This window comes from Mycobacterium sp. TH-M15 (assembly GCF_057473705.1).
Window position 1 is genome coordinate 1 of the sequence record NZ_JBYCLB010000374.1, and the last position, 3,423, is coordinate 3,423.

The window sequence follows — 3,423 nt, forward strand, 5'->3', positions numbered from 1 at the left end:
CACCGGCGGACAGCGCCAGCGCCAGCGGGCGGTAGTTGGCCACCGCTCCCCCGGCGTGCGGGAACACCAGCGTGGTCACGCCGGTGGGGGTTGAGGCCGGGAAGCGGCCGATCCAGCGCGGGACCTGCGCGGTCGCGGCGTCGTCGACGGTCATCCGACCCCCTCCCCTTGTTAGTAAAGGCTGCCCTAATTTCGTGGGCTAGGTTACCGCATCTTCCGAGCCGGGGAAATCTGGGCGAACCCGCCGGGCACGCCACGGTGCACCACCACGAAGTCCCAGTCCAACCGGCGCGGACACCCGGGTGCAGCCCGGGCGCGATTCCGGCGGCGAGGGCCGGTCCCCAGCGTCGCGGTGCGCCCGTGCGGCGACGTTTGCAGTCGGCGTCCCGGGTCTGACCGGCGGCTATAACCCCAGCATCGCGCGGAGCCGGTCAACGCTCATGGTGCCGGGCCGATCGTTGTCCGGGGGAAACGAGTTCAACAGCCGGATCAGGTCTTGGCGCCGGGTCGGGTCGTTGGCGCATTCCCTGGGGGTGTGGCCGGCCAGCGCTGGGATCTGCTCATCCAGCCAGGCTTTCTCATACGTGCGTGCCATGTCATCGAGTGCGGCGGCCAGCTCCGGATGTTGAGCCGGGTCCAGTTCGGCCACTGGCACCACCGACGGTGCCGGTTCGCCGCGTCTGCCGGCCAACGCGGCCATATCGATTGGTTCGCGGTTTTCGGTAAGCACCACCGCTGACGGGTCCAGTTCACCGACGGCCGCCAGCACCCGCTCGAAACGTGTCTCACTATTGGCACTGACCTGCAGCTGGTCGCCTCGAAGCCGCAGCTCGGCGCGGATTCGCTCGATCCCGTGGGTGACCACCTGTTCGAGCCAGTGCAAGCCGTCATCGTCTGGGTCGTCGATCCGGTCGTAGCGCGCGTCGAGTTTGTCGGTGAGCGCGGCCGGGTCATCGACGCGCAGGGTGGCCTCGCAGAACACCAGGGATTCGCCCTCGGTGTTGCGCAGGATCGGCGGTGCGAACCGGCGAGACAAGAACTCCACCAACTCCACCGGCCCGGGATCGTCGTCGAGCAGCGCGATCAGCTGATCACGCTCGCCTAGCGATACCGGCTCCATGCCACCGAAGATCTGCATTGACTCCCCGGCCGGCACCACCCGAGCGCAGTAGAACGCCCCGACCGTCACCTGGGTGCTGGCGGCCCGCTCTCTCACCTGGTGAACATCGCCGGTGCGCACATCGCGCACCGTGAAACCCTGCCCGCGGACAACGTCGAGCACCTCATAGACCGAGCGCTGCACCAGCAGCCACTGCTGCGCCAACAACCGCTCGTCATCGGGCAGAAGACCCCCTCGTTCGGTGAGGAAGTCGGCGAACACCCCGCCTTCGAACAACACCGCGTCACCGACCAGCGGATCGTGCAGCGCGTCGGCCAGCGGGTCAGGCGAGTGCCAGTGGCGCGATCGGGCCTGAGCCGTCGACACCAACAGCGTCACGGCTGGATCTTCGGTGAGTGTTGCTCCGGCTTTTTGATACAGCCACGCGGCGCGTTCTTCCAGCGACAGTTGTTCGTGGTTGAGGTGGCACACCTTGTACTTGCGGCCCGAACCGCACCAGCACCGCTCGTTGCGGCCGATGTCGGAGCGCGGCATCGGCCGGAAATGCTCCAGCATCTGCACCGTCTCGTCGTCCGGGGGCGCTCCTGCGCGGCGCAGCAACGCCAGGGCGCGTTCGGCGTCGCTGCGATCGGCGGCGTAGCGGGCCAGCGAGACCAGGGTCGGCGGCCAGGACGGGTCCAGTGACTCAGCGGCGAGCAGCACCTGCTCGGCTTGCTCGATCTCACCGAGTCGCTCACGGGCGATCGCACGCAGCCACCGCAGCGCCGGGCGGGCCGCCCGCGGGGCCAGCGGTTCTGCGGTCTCGGCGAACACCCCCAGCGCCGCGGCCGCTTCGTGGTCTGTGGCCTCCATTTCGGCCAGCGCGGCTTCGGCCACCGCCGGATCTGCCAGCAACCGCAGCGCGGCCCGCACCGTGGCGGGCTCGGCGCCGACCGGCTCACCGGGCAGCATGTGGCTCACCGCGGCCGCAGCGACCGGCCGGGAGACGATCTCGGCCAGGTCAGCCGCGGCGTCGTCGTCGGCTGCTGCGGTGATGGTTTCCACCAGATCGACAACACGCTGGTAGAGAAACACCGTCGCCAGCACCGCCAGCGCCCCATCGCTGGTGAGGGCGTAATTGTGGCGGATCGACTCGATGCGCTGTGCCAGCCGCCAGCCGACGAAATCGAACCCCGGCGAGGCGATCCACTGCGCCTGTTGGGCCAGCCCGGCATCGGCGATCAGCTCGCTTAGCGGCAGTGTCGGCTCGGTGAACAGACCGCTGTCGGCACAGACCGTCCACACCGCGCGATCGAGCGTCATCGGCGTCTCCGGATACGTGGCTACCAACCGCGACACCGCCGCCCCGGCCTCGCTGGGCTGCGGCGCGGTGACTTTGCACAGCTCCAGGCCGTCACCGCGCACCCGCAAAGCGATCAGATCACCGGCCACCACCTGCAATGCGGCCAGACGCCCAGCGGGGAGCAGCAATACCGAATCGCCATCGACGTCTTCGGCCGGCACCCCGCGCTCGGCGAGCAGCTCATCATCGAAACCGACGATCGCCTCGGACAGCGGTGCACCGTCGGAGAGTTGCCGGTAGCGTTCGTCATCGGCGAGCACCCACAGCGGGAAAAGATCGTTGACCGAGTAGATCACGTCGTGGGTCGCCTCGACCACGCCGACTCGGTGGGTGAACACCCGCCCGTCCAGCAGCGCCGGCAGCCACGCCCACCTGTCGTCAGCCAGCGCCACGAACAGCTCGTCGCCCCGGTCCAAGACCTCGGCCACAGCGTCATGCCCGCCGGATGCACCGTCGCCGGCCTCTGCCACCGCAGCGGCGAGGTCGTCGTAGCCCAGCGGACCCCGATCGACCAGAACCGCACGCATGCTGCGCACCAGCGAGTCGACGGGCGGCTGGGTCATCGCCGCCACCCTACCGAACCGGCCGCCTGCTCTCGCGGCAGCCACGACCGCGGCCCGCAGCTGGAAATGCAGCCGCTCCTTCGCATCACCGGCGCCGGTGGACGACCCGGCTCACGGGTCGGCCAGCGCCGCCGTCACCGCCGCGGCATCCAGCACCGCCACCCCCAGATACACCTCGGCGACCGCCTCCAACCGTCCCGGGACGGCCTCGCGGACGCTGAGCCGGTCGGCAAGGCCGGAAACCGTTCGGGCGGCGAAGATGTCGGCGACGACTGCGCCGGGTGCGTCCAGCCAGGTGCGGATGCCGGCGACAACCGCGGTGGCCAGCACCGAGTCCCCGCCGAGCGCGAAGAAGTCGTCGTCGGCGCCGACCCGCGCCACACCGAGCACCCCGGCGA

General features: G+C 69.8%; 2 protein-coding genes. Both read right to left on the minus strand.

The features are described 5' to 3' along the window. Positions 1–403 precede the first annotated feature (403 nt). Positions 404–3,025 carry an SEC-C metal-binding domain-containing protein gene (locus AC2VNT_RS09230; protein ID WP_486946570.1) on the minus strand — a complete coding sequence of 874 codons (2,622 nt, stop codon included), beginning with the start codon at positions 3,023–3,025 and terminating at the stop codon, positions 404–406. Positions 3,026–3,136: 111 nt separating this feature from the next. Further along, the coding region (locus AC2VNT_RS09235; RefSeq protein ID WP_486946571.1) for a phosphopantetheine-binding protein at positions 3,137–3,423 on the minus strand (287 nt) is incomplete at its 5' end.

Coding starts and splice junctions, on each gene's coding strand:
- AC2VNT_RS09230 (WP_486946570.1), bottom strand. CDS start 3,025: ATGACCCAGCCGCCCGTCGACTCGCTGGTGCGCAGCATGCGTGCGGTT.